Raw genomic sequence first — 16,903 nt, forward strand, 5'->3', positions numbered from 1 at the left:
CGTCTGGCGCCGATATGTTGAGAACGTATGAAGATCCTGACCGGGCGCGTGCTGCAAAACGGCTTGATGGCGGTGTTTTTACTGGCGCTGCTGCTGGCCGCGATTCGGCTGTGGCCGCATCCGCCCCTGTGGCAGGGGCTGCCGCAGTCTTCCGTTTATTATGACAGGCACGGCGCGCTGCTGCGCATCACGCTGGCCAACGACGATCGCTACCGGCTGTGGACCCCGCTGGAGCAGGTGTCCCCGCTGGCGGTGCGCGGGCTGCTGCTGCACGAGGATCGCTGGTTCTACTACAACCCCGGCTTTAACCCCGTCAGCCTGATGCGCGGCTTCTGGCGCAGCTATGTCGCCGGCGGCAAAATGCAGGGCGGATCGACCATCAGCATGCAGCTGGCGCGGATGCGCTGGCATCTCAATACCCGCACGCCGGGCGGCAAGCTGCTGCAGGTGCTGCGCGCGGTGCAGCTGGAACTGAGCTACTCCAAGCGCGATATCCTGGAAGCCTATTTGAATTACGCGCCCTACGGTCGCAACATTGAAAGCATCGGCGCCGCCAGCCTGATCTACTTCGCCAAGTCGCCGAAGGCGTTGACCCTGCCGGAGGCGCTGACGCTGGCGGTGCTGCCGCAGTCGCCCAGCTACCGTCTGGAGCCAAAAACCGGCGTGCTCGGTGCCGCATTGACGCAGGCGCGCAACCGTCTGTTCCAGCGCTGGCAGCAGGTTTACCCGACCGACGCCAGCCAGCAAACGCTGTTCCGCCTGCCGCTGGCGCTGCGGCAGCCTGAGCAAGTACCCTATATCGCGCCGCACTTTATCGAACAGCTGCGCCTGCAGACGCAGCAACTGGTGCAGCGTGATACGCGCGTCGACACTACGCTGGACGCCGGGTTGCAGCGGCTGGTCGAGCGGCAGGTCAACGCCTTTATCGCCCGCAACCGCAGCCGCGGCATTCAAAACGCCGCGGTGCTGCTGGTGGACAGTCGCGATATGGGGGTGCGTGCGCTGGTGGGATCGGCGGACTATTACAATCGGCCGATCCAGGGGCAGGTGAACGGCACCAACGCCAAACGTTCGCCGGGCTCGACGCTGAAGCCGTTCATCTACGCGCTGGGCATGGAGCAAGGCGTGTTGCATCCGATGACTATCCTGAAAGACGTGCCTTCGTCGTTCGGCGCCTATGCGCCGGAAAACTTCGACCGGCGCTTTCTCGGCCCGGTGACCGCCACCGACGCGCTGAACTTCAGCCGTAACATCCCGGCGGTATATGTCGCCTCGCAGCTGCGCCAGCCGACTTTTTATCAGTTCTTACGCCTGACCGGCGTCGCCAATATGGCCAATGAGAGCCACTACGGGCTGTCGCTGGTATTGGGCGGCGGTGAGGTGACGGCGCAGGAATTGGCGAAGCTGTATGCGCTGCTGGCGAACCGCGGCGAGCTGCGGCCGCTTCGCATGCGATTGAACGAGGCCGAATCGACGCCGGTGCGGCTGCTGAGTGAGGAGGCCAGTTTCATCACGCTGGATATGCTGCGCCAGCACCGGCGGCCGGGCGATACGCTGGCACAGCGTTCTTCTTCGCTGCCGGCGTATTGGAAGACCGGGACTTCATGGGGCTTTCGCGACGCCTGGAGCGTCGGAATTTTCGGCCCTTACGTGCTGGTGGTGTGGGAAGGCAACTTCGACGGGCGCGGCAACAATGCGTTGGTCGGCGCCGAGGCGGCCGCGCCGCTGTTTTTCAATATCATCGACAGCGTCAACGCCAGCTACCCTGGCCTGCGGGAACCGAAACATCCGTTCCCCCAACGGCTGCGGCGGGTGGAGATTTGTCTCGCCAGCGGCGATCTGCCGACGCCGTGGTGCCAGCAAAAGGGCAAGACCTGGTTCATTCCCGGCAAGTCGCCGATCAAGGTGGACAGCGTCTATCGGCCTGTGGTGCTGGATATTCACAGCGGCGAGGTCGTTTGCCCGCCGTATGACGCGGCGCAGACTCGTACCGAAATCTTTGAATTCTGGCCTTCCGATTTGGCCAACGTGTTCGCCCAGGCCGGGCTGCCGAAACGGACGCCGCCGGTTAACCGCTGCAAGGATAACGGCATCGCCGTCGGCGGCAACGCACCGCGCATCACTTCGCCGCTGAAAAATACCACCTATACCCTGCGCCAGTCGCAGCAGGGGCGGGACAAAATCGCCTTCAATGCGGTGACGGATGCCGACAGCAAGACGGTGTACTGGTTTGTCGACGATATCTATCTCGGTAGCAGCGCCAGCAAAAAGCCGATCGACTGGCGGCCGATCAACAACGGGCGTTATCGCATTCGGGCGGTGGACGATCGCGGCCGCGCCGATACGCGCCTGGTGACCATCGAATGGGTAAACTAGCGCTGAGCCGCACGCCTGTTATACTCGCGCCCGAAACGGCTATTGACCTGGGAAAGCGATGTGATTGAGATTTTGTATCAGGATGAACACCTGGTGGCGGTGAACAAACCGTCGGGCTGGTTGGTACACCGCAGTTGGCTGGATCGTCATGAAACACGTTTTATGATGCAAACGGTGCGCGATCAGCTCGGGCAGCACGTCTTTACCGTGCACCGTCTCGATCGCCCGACCTCCGGCGTGCTGCTGATGGCGCTTTCCAGCGAGGTGGCGCGCCTGCTGTCGCAGCAGTTCGAGCAGCATCAGGTGCAGAAAACCTACCATGCGGTGGTGCGCGGTTACGTGCAGGAGGGGGCGACCCTCGACTACCCGCTGACGGCGGAGCTGGACAAAATCGCCGATAAACATGCCGATGCCGACAAGGGGCCGCAGCCGGCCGTCACGCACTACCGGCCGTTGGCGCAGGTAGAGATGCCGGTGGCCGTCGGCCGCTACGACAGCGCGCGTTACAGTCTGGTGGAACTGCAGCCGGAAACCGGCCGCAAGCACCAATTGCGGCGCCACATGGCGCATCTTCGCCATCCGATCATCGGTGACAGCAAGCACGGCGATCTGCGGCAGAACCGTGGGATGGCGCAGCATTTCGGCTGCCCGCGCCTGATGCTGCACGCCAGCCATCTGCAGCTGACGCACCCGGTGAGCGGCGAGCCGCTACAGGTGACGGCGCGCTGGGACGAAGACTGGCAAGGGGTGATGGCGCAGTTCGGCTGGGCGGGGGTATTCCCTGAACTTGCCGGGGTTGAGTTTAGCGCGGCTAACGGTCAGGATAGCTGACAATTTTTAAAGGTAATGAAGGGAGTAGGAGCCATGGCTCAGGTTGGTATCTTCGTGGGAACGGTCTACGGCAATTCGCTGCTGGTGGCGGAAGAGGCGCAAAACATCCTCAGCGAGCAGGGCCATGAGGTCAAACTGTTCGAAGAGGGCACGCTGGAGGCCTGGCAGTTTTATCGTCAGCATTACGCGCTGGTGATCACCTCCACTACCGGGCAGGGCGATTTGCCGGACAGCATCGCGCCGCTGTTCCACGCCATTCGCGATCAGGTTGGCTATCAGCCGGAACTGCGCTACGGGCTGATTGCCCTCGGCGACAGCAGCTATGACCACTTCTGTGGCGCGGGGCGCACGTTTGATGCGTTGCTGCAAGAGCAGGGCGCCACCCGCGTTGGTGAAGTGCTGGAAATCGATGCGATGGAACAGCCGGAGCCGGAAGTGGCCGCCTGCCCGTGGGTCGAGCAGTGGGGCACGCTGCTGCAGTCATAACGTAAAAAGGCGCCGTAAAAGGGCGCCTTAACGATGATGCGGGTCAACCGATCCGCATTATTTGCCGCGGGTGAGTTTTTCCAGATCGGCTTCGATCTCGGCAATCTTGTGCGACACCACGCCCTCGAGATGGCGCAGGTCGTCGAGGATTTTACGCTTCAGATCCACTTCCACCTGATCGCGCTGGCACAGCTGATCCAGCTCGTCGATCACGTAACGCAGGTTCGGGTTGATCTCGTGAATTTCCTTGTAGCCCTGGCCGGCGTTGTCCGCCACCACGGTTTTACGCTGGCGCGGATACTTGAACTTCACGCTCTTGGCGAAGAACTCGCCCTTGTCCTTGCGGAAATAGATCTTGAGGATGTCGTTGTTGGCCTCTTGACGCAGGCTATAGCGATCGACGTCTTCCGGTTGATTGATGCCCAAACTCTTCAAGTTATCGTACATACTGCGCCCTCTTTAGATGTGATCGTTATATTCCACGACTGCGATTATGGCGGAAAGCGAGATCTGCGACTGTGACTGCCAGCGAAACGCAGACAAAAAAATAGCGGGTGAATCACCCGCTATTTCAATTTAGTCGATAGTACGCAATAACTCATTAATGCCGACTTTACCGCGCGTTTTGGCGTCGACTTTCTTGACGATCACCGCGCAGTACAGGCTGTAAGAACCGTCTTTCGACGGCAGGTTACCGGAAACCACCACCGAACCCGCCGGCACGCGGCCGTAATGGATTTCGCCGGTCTCGCGGTCATAGATGCGGGTGCTCTGGCCGAGGTAGACGCCCATCGAAATCACCGAGCCTTCTTCCACGATCACGCCTTCCACCACTTCGGAGCGTGCGCCGATGAAGCAGTTGTCTTCGATGATGGTCGGGTTGGCCTGCAGCGGCTCCAGCACGCCGCCGATGCCGACGCCGCCGGACAGGTGAACGTTCTTGCCGATCTGCGCGCAAGAACCGACGGTGGCCCAGGTGTCGACCATGGTGCCTTCGTCGACGTAGGCGCCGATGTTAACGTAAGACGGCATCAGCACGGTGTTGCGAGCGATGAACGCGCCCTGGCGCACGGTGGCCGGCGGCACGACGCGGAAACCTTCCTTCTGGAAGCGCGCTTCGTCGTAGTCGGCGAATTTCATCGGCACCTTGTCGTAGTAGCGGGTTTCCGCGCCGTCCATTACCTTGTTGTCGTTGATGCGGAAAGAGAGCAGCACGGCTTTCTTCAGCCACTGATGGGTGACCCATTGACCGTCGATCTTCTCGGCAACGCGCAGGGCGCCGCTGTCCAACAGGCCGATCACCTGGTTTACCGCTTCGCGCGTTACGGTGTCTACGTTCACCGGGGTGATGTCCGCACGGCGTTCGAAGGCGCTTTCAATAACGTTCTGTAATTGCTGCATGCTGTTCTCTTTCCTGATGTTGTCGGTAAAAAGTTACTTGTATCACATTTTATCGTTCGGGGTGAGGGCCTCTGTCAACCGTTGCTCCAACTTTCTGCGCGTTTCTTGGTCGAGCGCGCGCCGCTCGCCGTCGGCCAGAATAAACAAATCCTCGACCCGCTCGCCGATGGTGGAAATGCGCGCGCCGTGCAGCGACAGCCCCAGATCGGCGAACACTTCGCCCACCCGCGCCAGCAGGCCGGGTTGGTCGAGCGCCGTCAGCTCCAGGTAGCTGCGGCGATCGGTGTGGGTCGGCAGGAAGGTGACCTCGGTCGGCACGCTGAAGTGGCGCAGCTTGGAAGAGGGGCGGCGCACACGCGGCGGCTGATACTCTCGTTGGGTGATGGCCTGTAGCAGTGCCTGACGGATCGCCGCGTGGCGATCCTGCGCCAGCGGGCTGCCGTCCGGTTCCAGCACGATAAAGGTGTCCATCGCCATACCGTCGCGGTTAGTGAAGATCTGTGCGTCGTGCACGCTCAGGTTGCGGCGATCCATCTCCCCGGCGACGGCGGCGAACAGATAAGGACGATCCGGGCTCCAGATGAAGATCTCGGTGCCGCCGCGCGTCGCCTGGCGGCTGACCAGCACCAGCGGCTGGGTGGAATCGTGGGCAAGCAGATGGCGGGCGTGCCAGGCCAGCTGATTCGGCGAGTGGCGCAGGAAATAGTCGGCGCGGCAGCGGCTCCAGATGCGGTGCAGCGCCTCTTCGTCGATGTTGTCCATGCGCAGCAGCGCCAGCGCCTGCAGCCGATGGTGGCGCACGCGTTCGCGCAGATCCGGGCTGTTTTGCATGCCGCGGCGCAGCTGTTTCTCGGTGGCGAAATACAGCTCGCGCAACAGGCTCTGCTTCCAGCTGTTCCACAGGGTTTCGTTGGTGGCGCAGATATCCGCCACCGTCAGGCATACCAGGTAGCGCAGGCGAGTTTCGCTCTGCACTTCGCTGCTGAACTGCTGGATCACCGTCGGATCCTGGATATCGCGGCGCTGCGCGGTGACCGACATCAGCAGGTGGCAGCGCACCAGCCAGGCCACCAGTTGGGTTTCTCGCGAGTTGAGACCGTGCAGCTCGGCGAACTCGACCACGTCCTCCGCGCCGAGGATCGAGTGATCGCCGCCGCGCCCTTTGGCGATATCGTGGAACAAGGCCGCCAGCAGCAGCAGTTCCGGGTGCGGCAGGCGTGGATACAGCTCCACGCACAGCGGATGGCGCGGCCGGGTTTGCGCATCGGCGAAGCTCTCCAGCTTCTGCAGTACCCGGATAGTGTGCTCGTCGACGGTATAGGCGTGGAACAGATCGAACTGCATCTGCCCGACGATCTTGCCCCACTGCGGCATATAAGCCCACAGCACACTGTGACGGTGCATCGGCACCAGCGCGCGCGACACCGCGCCGGGGTGGCGCAGGATGGCCATAAACAGATCGCGCGCTTCCGGGATGGTGCACAGCGGCTGTTTCAGGTGACGGCGCGCGTGGCGCAGCTGGCGCACGGTGGTTGAGTAAATGCCTTTGATCTCGCGGTTGCGCACCATCAGGTAGAACATGCGCATGATGGCTTGCGGCTCGCGGATGAACAGCGTTTCGTCACGCAGATCGATCAGATCGCCGCGCAGCTGGAAATCGTCGTTCAGCGGACGCGGTTTTTCGGTGGCGTCCAGCGCCAGGATGGCCTCGTCGAACAGCTGCAGCAGCATGTGGTTCAGCTCGCTGACGCGCCGCGTCATGCGGTAGAAGTCTTTCATCATGCGCTCGACCGGCTCGTTGCCTTCACCTTCATAGCGCAGCAGCTGCGCCACGTTGAGCTGACGATCGAACAGCAGACGGTTGTCGTAACGCGGCAGCACCAGATGCAGCGCAAAGCGGATGCGCCACAGGAAGCTCTGACATTCGTTCAGTTCGTTGCGCTCGGCCTGGGTGAGGAAACCGAAGCCGACCATTTCGTCCAGCGAGGTGGCGCCGAAGTGGCGGCGCGCCACCCACAGCAGCGTGTGGATGTCGCGCAGGCCGCCGGGGCTGCTTTTGATATCCGGTTCCAGGTTATAGCTGGTGCCATGGTAGCGCTGGTGGCGTTCCTGCTGCTCGTTGATCTTGGCGTGGAAAAACTGCGGCGAAGGCCAAAAGCCGTCGCTGAAGATGTGTTTTTGCATCTGCAGGAACAGCGCGACGTCGCCGCAGATCATGCGCGATTCGATCAGGTTGGTGGCCACGGTCAGATCCGCCAGGCCTTCCAGCAGGCACTCTTCCAGGGTGCGCACGCTGTGGCCCACCTCCAGCTTGAGATCCCACAGCAGGGTGATGAATTCGCCGACTCGCTGCGACTGCTGTTCCGTCAGCCGGCGCTGGCTGAGCACCAGCACGTCGATGTCCGACAGCGGATGCAGTTCGCCGCGGCCGTAGCCGCCGACCGCCACCAGCGCGGTTTCCGGGATATCTTCGAAGCCGTAGAAGGTCCACAGCCGGCGCAGCAGGCGATCGATGAAGTCGCTGCGCGCCGCCACTAGGCTTTCGGCGCTGGAGCCGGCGTCGAACGCCGCCGCCAGCCACAGCTGAAACTGCTCCAGCCGCTGTTTCAGCACCAGGCAGGTGAGGTCGTCGTCGCCGTAGGCGCTGGGAGAGACGGGTGGCATCGGCACGGCCGGGGCCGCCTGTTGAAGAAGATTGTCAGACATAGTGCGCAGCCCATAAAAAAGGCCGGCATAAGCCGGCCTGGTGATATTCTGCACGCGGCGTTCGTCGCGGTGCTTACATCTCGTGCGTAATGATGTTGGGGATGGTGTCATCCTTGCGCAACGTCATTATTTCGCAGCCGTTATCAGTGACCACAATAGTATGCTCATACTGCGCCGACAAGCTGCGATCTTTGGTTTTTACCGTCCAGCCGTCTTTCATGGTGCGGATGCGGTAGTCGCCGGCGTTGACCATCGGTTCGATGGTGAAAGCCATGCCCGCCTGCAGCACTACACCACCGTCGTCCGCGTCATAGTGCAGCACCTGCGGCTCTTCGTGGAACACTTCGCCGATGCCGTGGCCGCAGTACTCGCGCACCACGGAGAACTTCTCGGCTTCGACGAATTGCTGAATAGCCTTGCCCAGGGTGCGCAGACGGATGCCCGGTTTGACCATCTTCAGCGCCAGATACAGGCTTTCCTGAGTGACGCGGCACAGGCGCTCGCCCAGAATGGTCGGTTTGCCGACGATGAACATCTTAGAGGTGTCGCCATGGAAACCGTCTTTAATCACGGTCACGTCGATATTGACGATGTCGCCGTCTTTCAGCGTTTTGTCGTCGCTCGGGATGCCGTGGCACACCACTTCGTTCACCGATATACACACGGATTTCGGGAAGCCGTGATAGCCGAGGCAGGCGGAAATGGCCTGCTGCTCGTTGGTGATGTACTCGTGACAGATACGGTCCAGCTCGCCGGTGGTCACGCCAGGTTTGACGTGCGGCTCGATGATCTCCAGCACTTCGGCGGCCAGGCGGCCGGCCACGCGCATTTTTTGGATGTCATCAGGTGTTTTAATTGAGATTGCCATGAAATTTGTCCGCAGGTGTCGTTATCGTCGACAATAAGAAGCAGTGACTTATGGTATCAGCCCGGCCGGAGGCTGCCAAATTTCATTTCCCGACGCCCGGCGAAAAGCAACAAAAGTTGGTGTCGGCAGCGGGTTTATGGTATAAAGCGCGCCGGCGATCCGCGACTTGGTTCTTGTGACCTGGCAGGAATTGGCCGAAAATACTTTAACTGCACTCATTTTGTGTAAATAACACACACGTATCGGCACATCCGCCGGGGTGCCCTGAGGTGACTTGTCGCCGCCAGGGTCGGCGTTATGGGATACGTGGAGGCATAACCCCAATTAATCTATAGAGGTTTAATCATGGCAACTGTTTCCATGCGCGACATGCTCAAGGCTGGTGTTCACTTTGGTCACCAGACCCGTTACTGGAACCCGAAAATGAAGCCTTTCATCTTCGGCGCTCGTAACAAGGTTCACATCATCAACCTGGAGCAGACCGTACCAATGTTCAACGCCGCTCTGGCTGAACTGAGCAAGATCTCTTCCCGTAAAGGCAAGATCCTGTTCGTTGGTACCAAACGCGCAGCAAGCGAAGCGGTAAAAGACGCTGCGAACAGCTGTGACCAGTTCTTCGTGAACCACCGCTGGTTGGGTGGCATGCTGACTAACTGGAAAACCGTTCGTCAGTCCATCAAGCGTTTGAAAGATCTGGAAATCCAGTCTCAAGACGGCACCCTGGACAAGCTGACCAAGAAAGAAGCGCTGATGCGCACTCGTGAACTGGCCAAGCTGGAAAACTCCCTGGGCGGTATCAAGGATATGGGCGGTCTGCCAGACGCACTGTTCGTTATCGATGCCGATCACGAGCACATCGCGATCAAAGAAGCCAACAACCTGGGTATCCCGGTATTCTCTATCGTTGATACCAACTCCAACCCAGACGGCGTTGACTTCATCATCCCTGGTAACGACGACGCAATCCGTGCAGTAAACCTGTACCTGACTGCTGTTGCTGCCGCTGTGCGTGAAGGTCGTTCTCAAGATCTGGCCGTTCAGGCGGAAGAAGGCTTCGTAGAAGCTGAATAATAAGGCAAGCTCGTCACTGAGCCCTTATTAACCAGGTATTGACATATGTTGGTTAGGGGGGCCTGTAAAGGCCCCCTTTGCTTATCTGAATGAGAACTGTCTCCACGCGAGATAACCGAGGAAAAATAAATGGCTGATATTACCGCTGCCCTGGTAAAAGAACTGCGCGAGCGTACCGGCGCTGGCATGATGGATTGCAAGAAGGCGCTGGTTGAATCCAACGGCGACATCGAACTGGCAATCGAAAACATGCGTAAGTCCGGTGCGATCAAAGCCGCTAAAAAAGCAGGCAACGTAGCTGCTGACGGCGTGATCAAAACCAAGATCGAAGGCAACTACGGCATCATTCTGGAAGTTAACTGCCAGACTGACTTCGTCGCGAAAGACGCCGGTTTCCAGGCGTTCGCCGACAAAGTGCTGGATGCCGCTATGGCCGGCAAAATCACTGACGTTGACGTGCTGAAAGCACAGTTCGAAGAAGAGCGCGTAGCGCTGGTGGCAAAAATCGGTGAAAACATCAACATTCGCCGCGTTGCTTCCCTGGAAGGCGACGTGCTGGGCAGCTACCTGCACGGCGCGCGTATCGGCGTTCTGGTTGCGGCTAAAGGCGCTGACGACGAGCTGGTCAAGCAAATCGCAATGCACATTGCGGCGAGCAAGCCAGAGTTCGTGAAGCCAGAAGACGTGTCTGCTGAAGTGGTAGAAAAAGAGTACCAGGTTCAGCTGGACATCGCCATGCAGTCAGGCAAGCCGAAAGAAATCGCAGAGAAAATGGTTGAAGGCCGCATGAAGAAATTCACCGGCGAAGTTTCTCTGACCGGTCAGCCTTTCGTTATGGATCCGAGCAAATCTGTTGCTCAGGTGCTGAAAGAGCACAACGCTGACGTGACCAACTTCATTCGCTTCGAAGTGGGCGAAGGCATCGAGAAAGTCGAAACCGACTTCGCTGCTGAAGTTGCCGCGATGAGCAAACAGTCTTAATGACTGTCGATGGAACCGCCGTCTGGCGGTTCCATACTATCCAGCCAGAATTACACCGGTGGCAGGCCCTGCAGCGTGATACTCACCTCAGGCGCGTTTCATCGGCTGAAATCCCCAATACTAATACTGCTTCTTAGGACAGAACACCATGGCAACCAATGCAAAACCCGTATATCAGCGTATTCTGCTTAAACTGAGTGGCGAAGCCCTGCAAGGTGCAGAAGGTTTTGGTATCGACGCCAGCGTTTTGGATCGCATGGCTCAGGAAGTGAAAGAGCTGGTCGAACTGGGAATTCAGGTCGGTGTAGTTATTGGCGGCGGGAACTTGTTCCGCGGCGCGGGCCTGGCGCAAGCCGGCATGAACCGCGTAGTGGGCGACCACATGGGAATGCTGGCTACCGTGATGAACGGCCTGGCTATGCGTGATGCACTGCACCGTGCCTATGTGAACGCCCGCCTGATGTCGGCGATCCCGCTGAACGGCGTGTGTGATAATTACAGCTGGGCAGAGGCGATCAGCCTGCTGCGCAACAACCGCGTGGTGATCTTCTCCGCCGGTACCGGCAACCCGTTCTTCACCACCGATTCCGCCGCTTGCCTGCGCGGTATCGAGATCGAAGCCGACGTGGTGCTGAAAGCCACCAAAGTGGATGGCGTATACTCCGCCGATCCGGTGAAAAACCCGGATGCGACGCTGTATGAACAATTAACCTATCAGGACGTGCTGGAGCGCGAGCTGAAAGTGATGGATCTGGCGGCGTTTACGCTGGCCCGCGATCACGGTCTGCCGATCCGCGTGTTCAACATGAACAAGCCTGGCGCACTGCGCCGCGTGGTGATGGGTGAGAACGAAGGTACGCTGATCAGCAAATAAGGCTGTTCGCCCCCCTTTTTCGGAGCGCGTGACGCCAGGCGCCGCGCGCTCTTCGAGTACGATTACGGGCTATACTTGAGTATCGCCTGCCAAGTAACCAGCTTCCAAGGGTTTGCAACGTGACTAATGAAATCAGAAAAGATGCTGATTCACGCATGGAAAAAAGCGTAGAAGCATTCAAAAACCAAATCAGCAAGATCCGCACCGGCCGCGCTTCTCCAAGCATTCTGGACGGCATCATGGTGGAATACTACGGCGCCGCTACGCCGCTGCGTCAGCTGGCCAACGTAACCGTAGAAGACTCCCGCACGCTGAAAATCAACGTGTTCGACCGCAGCCTGAGCCAGGCCGTTGAGAAAGCGATCATGAGCTCTGATCTGGGCCTCAACCCGTCTTCCGCCGGTTCTGACATTCGCGTTCCGCTGCCTCCGCTGACCGAAGAGCGTCGTAAGGATCTGATCAAGATCGTGCGCGGCGAAGCCGAGCAGGGTCGCGTAGCGGTGCGTAACGTGCGTCGTGACGCCAACGACAAGGTCAAGGCGCTGCTGAAAGACAAAGAGATCAGCGAAGACGAAGAACGTCGCTCACAAGACGAGATTCAGAAAATGACCGACGCTTACATCAAGCTGGTCGACGCCGCGCTGGCGGAGAAAGAAAAAGAGCTGATGGATTTCTAATCAGCATCGCGCAGAAAGAAAGCGTCGCCTGGGCGGCGCTTTGTTTTTTGTGGCGCAGATCCCGTTTCATCGTACTGAAAGATCATGGACAAGCGGTGTCCAAGGTTCCACACTGGAACACCTCCGATCTCATCAGACAGTTATTCAGAGTGAACTCATGAAGCAACTGACCATTCTTGGCTCGACCGGCTCGGTAGGGACCAGTACCCTGGCCGTGGTCAGGGCGAATCCCGACCGTTTTGCGATCAAAGCGCTGGTGGCCGGCCGTAACGTCGCGGTCATGGCGCAGCAATGCATGGAATTCCGGCCCGCCTTCGCCGCGATGGCGGATGAAAACGCTGCGCGCGAGCTGCGCGCTGTCCTGGCGGAAAACGGTGTCGTTACCGAAGTCTTGGCCGGAGAACAAGCGGCCTGCGAGCTGGCAGCGTTGGATGACGTCGATCAAGTGACGGCGGCCATCGTCGGCGCTGCGGGGCTGTTGCCGACGCTGGCGGCGATCCGCGCCGGCAAACAGGTACTGCTGGCCAACAAAGAATCGCTGGTCACCTGCGGCCGTCTGTTTATGGACGCGGTGCGGCAAAGCCAGGCGCAACTGCTGCCGCTCGACAGCGAGCACAACGCAATTTTTCAGAGTTTGCCTGAGAACATTCAGCGTCAGTTGGGATACTCTTCACTGGACAGTCATGGTGTTTCGCGCATCGTGCTTACCGGTTCCGGCGGCCCGTTCCGCACCACGCCGTTGGAACAGTTCGCCGCGATGACGCCGGATCAAGCCTGCGCCCACCCGAACTGGTCGATGGGCCGCAAGATCTCGGTGGATTCCGCCACCATGATGAACAAAGGTCTGGAATACATTGAGGCCCGCTGGCTGTTTAACGCCTCGGCCGAGCAAATGGAAGTGATCCTGCACCCGCAGTCGGTGATTCACTCGATGGTGCGCTATGCCGACGGCAGCGTGCTGGCGCAGTTGGGGACGCCGGATATGCGCACGCCGATCGCCCACGCGATGGCGTATCCGCAGCGCGTGAACTCCGGCGTGGAAGCGCTGGACTTCTGCCGCATCGGTTCGCTGACCTTCGCCGAACCGGAACGCGAACGTTATCCTTGCCTGTACTTGGCGATCGAGGCGTTCGAGGCCGGTCAGGCGGCGACCACCGCGCTGAACGCGGCCAACGAAATCGCCGTGGCGGCATTTTTGCAGCAGCAGATCCGCTTTACCGACATTGCCGCGGTCAACCGCCAGGTGGTGGAACGTCTCGCGCTGCAGGAACCGACCTGCATCGACGCGGTCTTAGACATTGACCGTCAGGCGCGCGCCGCTGCCGAGGAGCGCGTTCGCGCGTTGTGCGGCTGATCACGGCGATTATCCGATTTTGCTCGTAATTCGCGCGTGCCGCAGCGGGGCCGTTTGTTCATGCCCCGCTGAGGTGGTATAGTCTGCGCCACCTGTCAGCGGTTATACCGTTGAATTATGGCCCGATTGGCGCTCTGTGCGCCAATGGCGGCCCGGCTGTGCCGGGTATCGCGAGGGCAGGCTGAAAGCCGTGTCGGGCACACGGCTTTTTTTGCGCGTAAGGGCCTGATGTTCCGGAAAGGCAGTTATATTTCTACTGAGGAAATAAGTACGAGTTATGTCGTCCGCAAACCAACAAGAGGCTAATCCATCTTCCCAGGGGCCGCGCCATGTCGCCATTATCATGGACGGTAACGGACGCTGGGCCAAACGTCAGGGCAAGTTACGTGTCTTCGGTCATAAAGCAGGGGTGAAATCGGTTCGCCGCGCGGTCAGTTTTGCCGCCAGCCACCATTTAGATGCACTCACGCTTTATGCCTTCAGCAGCGAAAACTGGAACCGTCCGGTGCAGGAAGTCTCCGCCCTGATGGAGCTTTTTGTCCGCGCTCTGGATAGTGAAGTAAAAAGCCTGCATAAACATAACGTCAGGCTGCGGGTGATCGGCGATATCAGCCGATTCAGCGCGCGTTTGCAGGAGCGGATCCGCCGCTCTGAAGCACTGACGGAAAATAACGATGGCCTGACGCTCAATATCGCTGCCAACTACGGTGGCCGTTGGGATATCATTCAGGGAGTAAGGGAACTGGCCGAACAGGTACGGGTAGGGGAGTTGCACCCGGATCAGATCAGCGAGGAATTATTGAGCGAGCGGGTTTGCATGAGCGACCTGGCGCCGGTGGATCTGGTTATCCGCACCGGTGGCGAGCATCGCATCAGTAACTTCCTGCTGTGGCAAATCGCCTATGCTGAACTTTACTTTACTGATGTGCTCTGGCCTGATTTCGATGAACTTGTCTTTGAAGGTGCGCTGAATGCATTTGCACAACGTGAGCGCCGCTTCGGGGGAACAACACCTATCGGCGCCGATGCGTCCTAGGGAGAACTTTTGCTGAAGTATCGCCTCATAACTGCTCTGATTTTAATCCCGATCGTTATCGCGGCGCTGTTCCTGTTGCCGCCGCTGGCCTTTGCTCTGGTAACGCTCGTCGTGTGCATGTTAGCAGCCTGGGAGTGGGGCCAATTGGCCGGTTTTACCTCCCGTTCGCAGCGCATCTGGTTGGCGATACTGTGCGGTTTTCTGCTGGCGTTGATGATGCTCAGCGTCCCCGCTTACCATCAATCCGTGCCGCAGATAAGCGGCTCGCTGTGGCTGTCGCTGGCCTGGTGGCTGGCGGCGTTGCTGCTGGTGTTGTTCTATCCCGGCTCGGCCTCTATCTGGCGCAATTCGCGCCCGCTGCGCCTGCTGTTCGGCTTGCTGACCATCGTGCCGTTCTTTTGGGGCATGCTGGCGCTGCGCCAGTTCGGCTACGAGCAAAATCCGTTTACCGGCGCCTGGTGGCTGCTGTACGTGATGCTGCTGGTGTGGGGCGCGGATTCCGGCGCCTACATGTTCGGCAAGCTGTTCGGCAAGCATAAACTGGCGCCGAAGGTCTCGCCGGGTAAAACCTGGGAAGGGTTGATCGGCGGGCTGCTGACGTCGGCGGTCATTTCCTGGCTGTTCGGCCGCTACGCGCCACTGAACGTGGTGCCGACCACGCTGTTGGCCTGTTCGGTGCTAGCCGCGCTGGCTTCGGTGCTGGGCGATTTGACCGAAAGCATGTTCAAACGCGAAGCGGGCATCAAGGACAGCGGGCATTTGATTCCCGGTCACGGCGGCATACTGGATCGTATCGACAGCCTGACCGCGGCGGTGCCGGTGTTTGCCTGCCTGATGCTGTTGGTGTTTTAATCCGTCGATGACGGAAAGTGAGGGATGATGGTCAGCGTGCTTTGGAACCTGGTGGCGTTTCTGATTGCGCTCGGTATCTTGATTACCGTGCATGAGTTCGGACACTTTTGGGTTGCCCGTCGTTGCGGCGTGCGCGTTGAACGCTTTTCCATCGGCTTCGGCCGGGCGCTGTGGCGCCGTACCGATCGCCAGGGCACCGAGTACGTCATCGCTCTGATCCCGCTTGGCGGTTACGTGAAGATGCTGGACGAGCGCGTGGAGTCGGTGGCGCCGGAAATGCGCCATCAGGCCTTTAACAACAAAACCGTCTGGCAGCGCGCGGCCATCATCAGCGCCGGCCCCATCGCCAACTTCCTGTTTGCTATCCTTGCCTATTGGCTGGTGTTCATCATCGGCGTGCCGAGTTTCCGCCCGGTGATCGGCGAAATCGCGCCGCAATCCATCGCCGCCAAGGCCGAAATTTCGTCTGGCATGGAACTAAAGTCGGTTGACGGCATCGAAACGCCTGATTGGGAATCAGTTCGTCTGGCGCTGGTGGCGAAGATTGGCGATGCGCAAACCGAAGTCGGCGTCGCGCCGTTCGGCTCTTCGCAGGTGGTGACCAAAACCCTGGATTTGCGCCAGTGGAACTTTGAACCGGACAAGCAGGATCCCGTTGTCGCGCTGGGCATTATGCCGCGCGGCCCGCAGATCGAATCCGTGTTGGCGGAAGTGCAGCCTAACTCGGCGGCGCAAAAGGCGGGTTTACAAGCGGGGGACAGGATCGTTAAAGTCGATGGTCAGCCGTTGGGTCGTTGGCAGACGCTGGTGAAGCGTATCCACGATGGCCCGGGGCAACCGCTGGCTTTGGAGATTGAAAGAAACGGCGCCCCCTTGTCTTTGACGCTGATACCGGATACAAAGCCGGTGGGAAAAGACAAATCGGTGGGGTTTGCAGGCATCATTCCAAAGGTGCTGCCGCTGCCGGAAGAGTATAAGACGATTCGCCAGTATGGACCGTTCCCGGCGCTGTATCAGGCCGGCGACAAGACCTGGCAGCTGATGCGGCTGACGGTCAACATGCTGGGCAAATTAATAACCGGTGATGTAAAGCTGAACAACCTGAGTGGCCCGATCTCGATTGCACAGGGAGCTGGGGCGTCAGCCGGAGTCGGATTCGTGTATTATCTGATGTTCCTGGCGTTGATTAGCGTCAACCTGGGGATCATCAACCTGTTCCCATTACCGGTGTTAGATGGTGGGCATCTCCTCTTCCTGGCGATAGAAAAGCTGAAGGGTGGGCCGGTTTCCGAGCGAGTACAGGACTACAGCTACCGCATAGGTTCGATCGTGCTGGTGTTGTTGATGGGTCTTGCACTTTTCAATGATTTTTCCCGCCTCTAGGGGCGGG

The 16,903-nt window shown here is 59.4% G+C and carries 15 protein-coding genes; 11 read left to right on the forward strand and 4 right to left on the reverse strand.

The features are described from left to right. Window positions 1-27 precede the first annotated feature (27 nt). Genes pbpC through ACJ8J4_RS20640 form a run of 3 tightly spaced genes read left to right on the forward strand, consistent with a single transcriptional unit; the run spans window position 28 to window position 3,693 of the window. On the forward strand, window positions 28-2,376 hold the full coding sequence (gene pbpC, locus ACJ8J4_RS20630; protein WP_025304041.1) for a penicillin-binding protein 1C: 2,349 nt from the start codon (window positions 28-30) through the stop codon (window positions 2,374-2,376). A 60-nt stretch (window positions 2,377-2,436) separates the two neighbouring features. Beyond that, a complete protein-coding gene (truC, locus tag ACJ8J4_RS20635; protein ID WP_025304040.1) occupies window positions 2,437-3,207 on the forward strand; it encodes a tRNA pseudouridine(65) synthase TruC in 771 nt (256 codons plus the stop codon). Window positions 3,208-3,240: 33 nt separating this feature from the next. After that, window positions 3,241-3,693, forward strand: a complete 453-nt coding sequence (locus ACJ8J4_RS20640; protein WP_033644870.1) for a flavodoxin — start codon at window positions 3,241-3,243, stop codon at window positions 3,691-3,693. A 57-nt stretch (window positions 3,694-3,750) separates the two neighbouring features. On the opposite strand, the gene ACJ8J4_RS20645 is transcribed toward ACJ8J4_RS20640, so the two are convergent. The 4 genes from ACJ8J4_RS20645 to map all read right to left on the reverse strand — a co-directional run bounded on the left by ACJ8J4_RS20645 (window position 3,751) and on the right by map (window position 8,668). Further along, a complete protein-coding gene (locus ACJ8J4_RS20645) occupies window positions 3,751-4,140 on the reverse strand; it encodes a DUF3461 family protein (RefSeq protein ID WP_004931929.1) in 390 nt (129 codons plus the stop codon). 129 nt (window positions 4,141-4,269) lie between these two features. Further along, the gene (gene dapD, locus ACJ8J4_RS20650) at window positions 4,270-5,094 is read right to left on the reverse strand and encodes a 2,3,4,5-tetrahydropyridine-2,6-dicarboxylate N-succinyltransferase (RefSeq protein ID WP_025304039.1); all 825 of its coding nucleotides are present in this window, start codon (window positions 5,092-5,094) and stop codon (window positions 4,270-4,272) included. A gap of 42 nt (window positions 5,095-5,136) precedes the next feature. Continuing rightward, window positions 5,137-7,800: a bifunctional uridylyltransferase/uridylyl-removing protein GlnD gene (glnD, locus tag ACJ8J4_RS20655; protein WP_043139899.1), complete on the reverse strand. Its 2,664-nt coding sequence runs from the start codon at window positions 7,798-7,800 to the stop codon at window positions 5,137-5,139. 73 nt (window positions 7,801-7,873) lie between these two features. After that, window positions 7,874-8,668, reverse strand: a complete 795-nt coding sequence (gene map / locus ACJ8J4_RS20660; protein WP_004931936.1) for a type I methionyl aminopeptidase — start codon at window positions 8,666-8,668, stop codon at window positions 7,874-7,876. Between the two features lie 345 nt (window positions 8,669-9,013). Between map and rpsB the strand changes: the two genes are divergently transcribed. The 8 genes from rpsB to rseP all read left to right on the forward strand — a co-directional run bounded on the left by rpsB (window position 9,014) and on the right by rseP (window position 16,896). Next, window positions 9,014-9,739, forward strand: a complete 726-nt coding sequence (gene rpsB / locus ACJ8J4_RS20665) for a 30S ribosomal protein S2 (protein WP_016929891.1) — start codon at window positions 9,014-9,016, stop codon at window positions 9,737-9,739. 129 nt (window positions 9,740-9,868) lie between these two features. Next, window positions 9,869-10,720 carry a translation elongation factor Ts gene (tsf, locus tag ACJ8J4_RS20670; RefSeq protein ID WP_025304037.1) on the forward strand — a complete coding sequence of 284 codons (852 nt, stop codon included), beginning with the start codon at window positions 9,869-9,871 and terminating at the stop codon, window positions 10,718-10,720. 148 nt (window positions 10,721-10,868) lie between these two features. Continuing rightward, a complete protein-coding gene (gene pyrH / locus ACJ8J4_RS20675) occupies window positions 10,869-11,594 on the forward strand; it encodes a UMP kinase (RefSeq protein ID WP_004931940.1) in 726 nt (241 codons plus the stop codon). Between the two features lie 119 nt (window positions 11,595-11,713). Next, window positions 11,714-12,271 (forward strand): ribosome recycling factor, encoded by a 558-nt coding sequence (gene frr, locus ACJ8J4_RS20680; protein ID WP_004931943.1) that lies wholly within the window; start codon window positions 11,714-11,716, stop codon window positions 12,269-12,271. A 157-nt stretch (window positions 12,272-12,428) separates the two neighbouring features. After that, window positions 12,429-13,625, forward strand: coding sequence for a 1-deoxy-D-xylulose-5-phosphate reductoisomerase (gene ispC / locus ACJ8J4_RS20685; RefSeq protein WP_049206171.1), 1,197 nt, complete (start codon window positions 12,429-12,431; stop codon window positions 13,623-13,625). 277 nt (window positions 13,626-13,902) lie between these two features. Beyond that, window positions 13,903-14,661, forward strand: coding sequence for a (2E,6E)-farnesyl-diphosphate-specific ditrans,polycis-undecaprenyl-diphosphate synthase (gene ispU / locus ACJ8J4_RS20690; protein WP_025304035.1), 759 nt, complete (start codon window positions 13,903-13,905; stop codon window positions 14,659-14,661). Window positions 14,662-14,670: 9 nt separating this feature from the next. Further along, the gene (gene cdsA, locus ACJ8J4_RS20695; RefSeq protein WP_043139905.1) at window positions 14,671-15,513 is read left to right on the forward strand and encodes a phosphatidate cytidylyltransferase; all 843 of its coding nucleotides are present in this window, start codon (window positions 14,671-14,673) and stop codon (window positions 15,511-15,513) included. A gap of 27 nt (window positions 15,514-15,540) precedes the next feature. Then, window positions 15,541-16,896 carry a sigma E protease regulator RseP gene (gene rseP, locus ACJ8J4_RS20700; protein WP_025304033.1) on the forward strand — a complete coding sequence of 452 codons (1,356 nt, stop codon included), beginning with the start codon at window positions 15,541-15,543 and terminating at the stop codon, window positions 16,894-16,896. Window positions 16,897-16,903: the final 7 nt, after the last annotated feature.

Source organism: Serratia sp. CY47280, from assembly GCF_052168655.1.
GTDB lineage: Bacteria > Pseudomonadota > Gammaproteobacteria > Enterobacterales > Enterobacteriaceae > Serratia > Serratia bockelmannii.

Coding starts and splice junctions, on each gene's coding strand:
- pbpC (WP_025304041.1), top strand. CDS start 28: ATGAAGATCCTGACCGGGCGCGTGCTGCAAAACGGCTTGATGGCGGTG.
- ACJ8J4_RS20640 (WP_033644870.1), top strand. CDS start 3,241: ATGGCTCAGGTTGGTATCTTCGTGGGAACGGTCTACGGCAATTCGCTG.
- ACJ8J4_RS20645 (WP_004931929.1), bottom strand. CDS start 4,140: ATGTACGATAACTTGAAGAGTTTGGGCATCAATCAACCGGAAGACGTC.
- dapD (WP_025304039.1), bottom strand. CDS start 5,094: ATGCAGCAATTACAGAACGTTATTGAAAGCGCCTTCGAACGCCGTGCG.
- glnD (WP_043139899.1), bottom strand. CDS start 7,800: ATGTCTGACAATCTTCTTCAACAGGCGGCCCCGGCCGTGCCGATGCCA.
- map (WP_004931936.1), bottom strand. CDS start 8,668: ATGGCAATCTCAATTAAAACACCTGATGACATCCAAAAAATGCGCGTG.
- rpsB (WP_016929891.1), top strand. CDS start 9,014: ATGGCAACTGTTTCCATGCGCGACATGCTCAAGGCTGGTGTTCACTTT.
- tsf (WP_025304037.1), top strand. CDS start 9,869: ATGGCTGATATTACCGCTGCCCTGGTAAAAGAACTGCGCGAGCGTACC.
- pyrH (WP_004931940.1), top strand. CDS start 10,869: ATGGCAACCAATGCAAAACCCGTATATCAGCGTATTCTGCTTAAACTG.
- ispC (WP_049206171.1), top strand. CDS start 12,429: ATGAAGCAACTGACCATTCTTGGCTCGACCGGCTCGGTAGGGACCAGT.
- ispU (WP_025304035.1), top strand. CDS start 13,903: ATGTCGTCCGCAAACCAACAAGAGGCTAATCCATCTTCCCAGGGGCCG.
- rseP (WP_025304033.1), top strand. CDS start 15,541: ATGGTCAGCGTGCTTTGGAACCTGGTGGCGTTTCTGATTGCGCTCGGT.